This window comes from Mycobacterium sp. (assembly GCF_032161845.1).
Lineage (GTDB): Bacteria > Actinomycetota > Actinomycetes > Mycobacteriales > Mycobacteriaceae > Mycobacterium.
Genome location: NZ_JAVRQA010000419.1, coordinates 1 through 6,269 on the forward strand (window position 1 = coordinate 1; position 6,269 = coordinate 6,269).

The window sequence follows — 6,269 nt, forward strand, 5'->3', positions numbered from 1 at the left end:
TCTCAGAGGGTGCCATCCCGTTCGCCGCCGCCGACCCATTCCGGGTGATCCCGTCGATGATGGCGGGCGGCGCCGTCACCGGAGCGTTGATCATGGCCTTCGACGTGACCTCGAAGGCGCCGCACGGGGGGATCTTCGTCTTCTTCGCGATCGGCAACCTGCTGTGGGCCGTCGTCGCGCTCGCCGCTGGAACAGTCGTGGGTGCGGTGGCAGTCATCGCCGCCAAGCAGTTCGCCAAGCCGAAGTCCGAGGCGAATTCCAATCCCGAGCTCGTCGCCGCCTGACATCCTCGAACCCACCACAGAAGGAGATCCACCATGCCCGCCAAGACCGTCATCGTCGGTTCCGCGATCGGACTGCACGCCCGCCCAGCGGCAATCATCGCCGAAGCCGTCGTGAACGCCGGAGTGCCAGTCACCTTGTCCCTGGACGGCGGTGAACCGGTCGACGCCGGCTCGGCGCTGATGATCATGACCCTCGGTGCCGGCAACGGCGCACAGGTCACGGTCGCATCCGACGACGACGCCGCGCTGACCACCGTCGCACAGCTCATCCAGCAAGACCTCGACGCCTAGCCGACCGCATCGACGGACTCGACGTTCGACTCAGGGGAGGCGCAATCTGCGCCTCCCCTGACCCCGTCAAGAAAGGTGCATGAGGCACTCCAGCCGCACCGTAAGATTGCGGAGTGCACGTGGTCAAGTGGCTTGACGTGAGGGGATACGCCGTCCAAGGGGCGGTTTTTGCTTTGCTAGGGGTGTCTCAGCACAGGCTGAGCGCGGTCCAGGACCGAAGGGATGACCGTTGACGCGTCGCATCGTCATGCTCTTCGCCGTGCTGTTCCTGACGGTGTTCAGCGCCCCTCCAGCCTTCGCCATCGAGCCGCCTGCAATCGACCCGGCGGCGCTGCCACCTGACGAGACGGGTCCGGATTCGCCGACCGAGCTACGCCGAGTGTGCTCGACGCCGCTCAGCTTTCCCGGTGCCAACTTCGCCGACAAGCCGTGGCCCAACGACTACCTCCGGCTGAGCGACGCGCAGAAGTTCGCAACGGGCGCGGGAGTAACTGTCGCCGTCATCGACACCGGGGTGAACGGTTCGGCCCGCGTGCCGGCACTGCCCGGCGGCGACTTCGTCGACAAGGCCGGCGATGGGATGAACGACTGCGACAGCCATGGGACGCTCACCGCGTCGATCATCGCCGGGCGTCCTTCGCCGACCGACGGCTTCATCGGCGTTGCACCCGACGCTCGACTCCTGTCGCTCCGGCAGACGTCGGACAACTATCTGCCGACGAGCGCCCGCACCGACCCCAACGATCCCAACACGACGCAGACAGCCGGCTCGTTGCGCAGCCTGGCGCGCTCGATCCTGCACGCCGCCAACCTGGGCGCCCAGGTGATCAACATCAGCGAAGCCGCCTGCTACAAGATCACCCGACCGATCGACGAGAAGAGCCTCGGCGCCGCCATCGAGTACGCGGTCAACGTCAAGGGCGCCGTCGTCATCGTCGCGGCGGGCAACACCGGCCAGGACTGCACACAGAATCCGCCGCCCGACGCGTCGACCCCCTCGGATCCGCGCGGCTGGAAGCAGGTTCAGACAATCGTGTCGCCAGCGTGGTACTCACCATTGGTGCTGACCGTCGGGGGCATTGGCCAGACTGGCCAGCCGAGCACGTTCTCGATGTCCGGGCCGTGGCTCGGAGTGGCCGCGCCCGCCGAGAACATCGTGGCGCTGGGTTATGACGGCAACCCGGTCAATGCGCTGCAGGGCCCGGACGGCCCGATCCCAATCAACGGGACGTCGTTCGCGGCCGCTTACGTCTCCGGGCTGGCCGCGATGCTCCGGCAGCGGTTCCCCGACCTGACGCCGGCACAGATCATGTACCGAATCACCGCCACCTCAAGGCATCCCGGCGGCGGCGTCGACAACTACGTCGGTGCGGGTGTCATCGACCCCGTCGCCGCGCTGACGTGGGACGTCCCACCCGGCCCGAAGACGGTGTCGTACAAGGTGCAGCAGCTTCCGCCGCCCGTGTTCATCCCGCCACCGGACCGCGGCCCCATCACGATGGTCGTCGTCGGTGGCGTCAGCCTGGCGGTCGCCCTCGGCATCCTTGCCCTCGCAAGGCGTGCGTTGAGGCGCCGATGAAGAAACTGCTATCGATCTTCGGCGTCAGGATCACGACGGGCCACCTCCTGTGGGCCGCGGTCCTGATCCCCGCGTGCCTGGTGTTCTTCATCCACATTCACCTGATGTGGTTGGCCATCCTGCTGGCCGTATTGATTGCCATCGCAACGACACTCACCGTGCGGGGACGACGCGCCACCGGCTGGATCGCGGCGGTGTTCTCCTGGCGGCGACGGCACGAGGTGGCGCCGGCCGCGCCATCCGAGCCGGCCGTTGGCGCGACCGTCATGCCGGGCGATCACGTGGCGGTGCGCTGGCAGGGTGAGCACCTCATCTCGATCATCGAACTGGTCGCCAGGCCGTTCACTCCGACGGTCATCGTCTCGGGCGAGGCATTCACCGATGACGTGCTGGACACCCAACTCGTCGAACAGCTCATCTCCACCTATTGCCCCGACCTCGAGGCCGACGTCGTCTCGGCCGGGTACCGGACCGGCAAGACTGCGCCGTCGAGCCTCGTCGCGCTCTACGAACAGGTGGTCGGTCCCTACCCCGCACCGGCCAACCGGCGGACCTGGATCGTGTTGCGCGCCAAGCCCGAAGAGACGCGTCGCTCGGCACTGCGCCGGGAGGAGGGAGTCGCCGGGCTAGCCCGCTATCTGGTGGCCTCCACCACGCGTATCGCAGATCACCTGGCCAGCAACGGGATCGACGCACGTTGCGGTCGCAGTTTCGACGCCTTCGATCGAGCGACGGAGATCAGCTTCGAGCGCGAAGCGTGGTCGTTGATCAAGGGCCGCAGCACGTTCACCGCCGCATACACCGCACCCGGCGGCCCGGACGTCTGGTGGTCGGCTCGCGCCGACCACACCATCACGCGGGTCCGGGTGCGTCCCGGCACCGCGCCGACGACGACGGTCTTGCTCACAACGTTGGCGATTCCCACTACGCCGCGCGGATTTTCGTGCCTCTTCGGCGGTCAGCGCGCCGCGCTGCACGGGCAGAGTCCCACCACGGATCGTCACTACGAGCTGCCGATCGGCTCGGCCGGCGTGCTGGTCGGCGAGACAGCCGACCGGTATCCGGTCTACATGCCGTTCGACGACGTCGACGTCAGCATCAACCTCGGCGACGCGCGGCTGTTCACTCAGTTCGTGATTCGATCGGCCGCAGCCGGGGCCATCATCACGCTCGGTCCACAGTTCCGCGAGTTCGCGGGTTTCATCAACGCACGGGTGGGAACCGTCGCCAAGATCGTCTGGCCGAACTCGACCACCTACCTGGGGCCGCATCCAGGTCTCGGCCGAGTCGTGCTGCGGCACAACTTCATCGACACCCCGCGCCATCGGCAGCTGCCGATCCGGTTGATCAACCCTCGCGAGGAAAGTCGCTACCAGATGGCGCTGGAGCAATAGGGAGGACGTATGGGCGACGGCATCAAGGTTGATACGGCGGACCTGCGCGCCAAGGCGAGGCAGGTCATGAACGTCGATTTCGGCGACTCGGCAAGCCTGGCTGCGGGGGTTCAAGCACCGGACTCCCTGCCTCACACCCAGCGCACCATCGAGCACCTTCAGGCCAACGCCAAGTACCTCGCCGAGAACCAGGCGTACGCGAAGACCGAGCAGCGGCGACTTGCCGACACGTTGAATTCGGTGGCTGCCGCCTATGACGAATTCGATGCTGCCGCACGGCAAAGTCTCGACAGCGGTGGAGCCGCTCCCGCGCCGGTGACGCCCAAGGGCAGTGGCACGGCCGAGCCGAAGCCACCCGGCCCGTTGGCTGCCCCCTCGCACTCGAGCGGCGGCGGCTACGTCTTCATCGACTTGGCGCAGGACGCGCTCGGTAGCGGCGACCACGGTGCATCGCTGGAAGAAGCGCGGAACAAGTGGGACGCCAATGGGGTCAACCTCCAACGTGAGGCGACGACTTTCATTGCGCCCATCGTGAATTGGGAGGGCGACGCCGCCGACGAGGCTTACGGCAAGTTCTTCAACTACGGCAACTGGATCACCCAGCTCGGCCAGAAGTGGCAGGCGCTGGCGCGTGAGGCGCAGAAGATCTGGGACGCGCACCTGAAGGCGGTCGGCGAGCACAATCCGGTCTACGCCGACTACAAGTCGTTGGAAGAGAACATGACGACGGCGAACCAGAACGACAACATGGCCAAGATGGCAAAGCTCGTCAAGAAGTCCGAGGACATTCAGGACGACTACACCGTGGCGGCTGCGGTCGATCGCGTGACGGTGGACAATCCGCCTCCCCCGGTCGGTGCACCTTCAGCGCCGGTGACCACGAACGGCGATCCGCGGAAGCTGCCGTCCGACTGGAAGGGCGGCCAGCCCTCCGAGGGCCCCGGGACGAGTGCTCCCGGTGGCGGCGCGGGCGGCGGAGGCGGCGGGCAGTCGCCTGGAGGTACACCGTCGATGCCGCAGACCCCTTCGCAGGGCGCGTCGCCGATGTCGGCGGAATCGGCGTCGGGCAAGCCCCCGTCCGGTGCAGGATCTGGCTCCGGCGGTGGTTCACCGTCGGGCGGTGGCTCGCCTTCGGGTGGCGGATCGCCGAGTGGAGGCACGCCAAGCGTGCCCGACGCTGGCGCCGAGGACATGCCGACGATGCCCGACGACCCGGGCCTGCATCCAGCTGCAGCGGGAGCAGGTGGCGGCGCGGGGGGCGGGTCTGGTGGTGGCGGCGCGGGGTCGATGCCGTTGCAGCCCAACGTTGGTGGTGTTTCCGTCGGTCCGGGTCCGGCAGGAGCCGGCGGTGCGGGTGGCGCCCCGGTCGCCGGAGGTGGGACCGGCGGTGGCATGGGCGGCGGCATGGGGGGTGGCATGGGCGGCGGCCACGGCGGCCAAGCCCAGCCCGGCAAGGAGAAGCGGCGCACACCCGGCCTGTCCCCCGACGAGGATCTCTACGTCGAGGATCGCGAGTACACCGAAGAGGTGATCGGGGCTCGTAAGCGCCGAACCGTTCAGGATCCCAAGGACGCGAAGTGACCGAGGACATGCACCCTCAGGTGGCGGCCGTGCTGAAGCAGGCTCAGCGCCTGCAGTCATTGATGGATGAGCAGCTGGACAAGATGGCAGGCGAATCCTTCACCGCGACGGACGAAGCCGAGACCGTCGAGGTCACCTTGAACGGGCACCACTGGCTGACCGACGTGTTCATCGAGGACGGCCTGCTGCGCCTAGGGGCCGATACGGTCTCGGCGCGGGTGAACGAGGCGCTCCAGAATGCGGGCGCCGACGCGTCGGCCTCGATCGAGGCCGATCGGGAGCGGATCGACACGGCGGTCGCACAGATCACGTCGGAACTCAATGACGCCAACGAGTAGTAGAAGGTGAGCAATTTGGTGCACGCATCACGTGGGATCTCGGTTTACGGTGAAGCCCTGTGCGCGTCAACGATTCGAGGCGTCATTAGCGATTGTCGTGGGGGTGCGGAAATGTACTGGCTGGTTGGAGGACAGCGCGGATGAGCACGCCTTCCCAAGACGGCTGGCCGTCGCCGCAACACTGGGATTCCACGCCCGCCGACCACGGTCAGCCCTACGGTCAGCCGTTCGACCCGACGGTGTCGAGCCCGAAGCAGCAGCCCCCGCCGCCCGGCTGGGAGCAGGGGACGTGGACCCAGCACGGCGATACCACCCCCTCACAGGGCAACGGCCGGTGGCTCTTGATTGGCATCGGAGTGCTCGTGCTCGTCATCATCGCCGCGGCCGTCGTGATGCTTGTCTTGTAGGTTCGGTGGGTTGCCTCCCCAGGGTGGGTGGGCCGGGAAGTGGCCGATCTACTTTGGCGCGACCAGCGACATCAATTCCGTTCCGTCGTCTGACAATTGGACGAGGGTGGTGTTGATCCGCCAGACGTCTCGAAATGAGCCGATCGGCGACTCGATGGACCACAGGGTTTCACAGCTCGCGAGATCCATGGCCTTCGTGACAAGCCCGACGTTCGGATTGCCGGATTCGAAGACGCCGACCTTGCCGTCGGTGGCGACGTAACCCGACCCCATATCGTAATTGCACTCATTGCCCTTGGCGCCGGTACCCAGTTTGTACTGCTGCCAGCGTCGAGTCGTCCTGTCGTTTGGGTCCCTGGCGAAGAATGTGCTGCCAATCAACCGGGTCTCGATAG

At 66.8% G+C, this 6,269-nt stretch carries 7 protein-coding genes and 1 pseudogene; 7 read left to right on the forward strand and 1 reads right to left on the reverse strand.

Translation table 11 applies throughout. The features are described from left to right. From QOD90_RS22740 to QOD90_RS22770, 7 genes and pseudogenes are all read left to right on the forward strand, one after another. A pseudogene (locus QOD90_RS22740) lies at positions 1 to 284 on the forward strand (PTS lactose transporter subunit IIC); the annotation flags it as partial. Between the two features lie 33 nt (positions 285 to 317). Then, entirely contained in the window at positions 318 to 575 is a 258-nt protein-coding gene (locus tag QOD90_RS22745) for an HPr family phosphocarrier protein (protein ID WP_526353309.1), read from the forward strand. A 247-nt stretch (positions 576 to 822) separates the two neighbouring features. Next, on the forward strand, positions 823 to 2,154 hold the full coding sequence (mycP, locus tag QOD90_RS22750) for a type VII secretion-associated serine protease mycosin (RefSeq protein ID WP_526353321.1): 1,332 nt from the start codon (positions 823 to 825) through the stop codon (positions 2,152 to 2,154). Beyond that, complete coding sequence (eccE, locus tag QOD90_RS22755) at positions 2,151 to 3,548, forward strand: type VII secretion protein EccE (protein WP_526353311.1); 1,398 nt, start codon at positions 2,151 to 2,153, stop codon at positions 3,546 to 3,548. Before mycP ends, eccE begins: the two co-directional genes overlap by 4 nt. Positions 3,549 to 3,557: 9 nt before the next feature. Then, positions 3,558 to 5,129 carry a PPE domain-containing protein gene (locus QOD90_RS22760; RefSeq protein ID WP_526353313.1) on the forward strand — a complete coding sequence of 524 codons (1,572 nt, stop codon included), beginning with the start codon at positions 3,558 to 3,560 and terminating at the stop codon, positions 5,127 to 5,129. Next, on the forward strand, positions 5,126 to 5,467 hold the full coding sequence (locus QOD90_RS22765; protein WP_526353315.1) for a YbaB/EbfC family nucleoid-associated protein: 342 nt from the start codon (positions 5,126 to 5,128) through the stop codon (positions 5,465 to 5,467). Before QOD90_RS22760 ends, QOD90_RS22765 begins: the two co-directional genes overlap by 4 nt. Positions 5,468 to 5,607: 140 nt before the next feature. Then, a complete protein-coding gene (locus QOD90_RS22770) occupies positions 5,608 to 5,874 on the forward strand; it encodes a hypothetical protein (RefSeq protein WP_526353317.1) in 267 nt (88 codons plus the stop codon). Positions 5,875 to 5,922: 48 nt separating this feature from the next. Here QOD90_RS22770 and QOD90_RS22775 read toward each other — a convergent pair. After that, the coding region (locus QOD90_RS22775; RefSeq protein WP_526353319.1) for a 9-bladed beta-propeller domain-containing protein at positions 5,923 to 6,269 on the reverse strand (347 nt) is incomplete at its 5' end.

Coding starts and splice junctions, on each gene's coding strand:
- QOD90_RS22745 (WP_526353309.1), top strand. CDS start 318: ATGCCCGCCAAGACCGTCATCGTCGGTTCCGCGATCGGACTGCACGCC.
- mycP (WP_526353321.1), top strand. CDS start 823: ATGCTCTTCGCCGTGCTGTTCCTGACGGTGTTCAGCGCCCCTCCAGCC.
- eccE (WP_526353311.1), top strand. CDS start 2,151: ATGAAGAAACTGCTATCGATCTTCGGCGTCAGGATCACGACGGGCCAC.
- QOD90_RS22760 (WP_526353313.1), top strand. CDS start 3,558: ATGGGCGACGGCATCAAGGTTGATACGGCGGACCTGCGCGCCAAGGCG.
- QOD90_RS22770 (WP_526353317.1), top strand. CDS start 5,608: ATGAGCACGCCTTCCCAAGACGGCTGGCCGTCGCCGCAACACTGGGAT.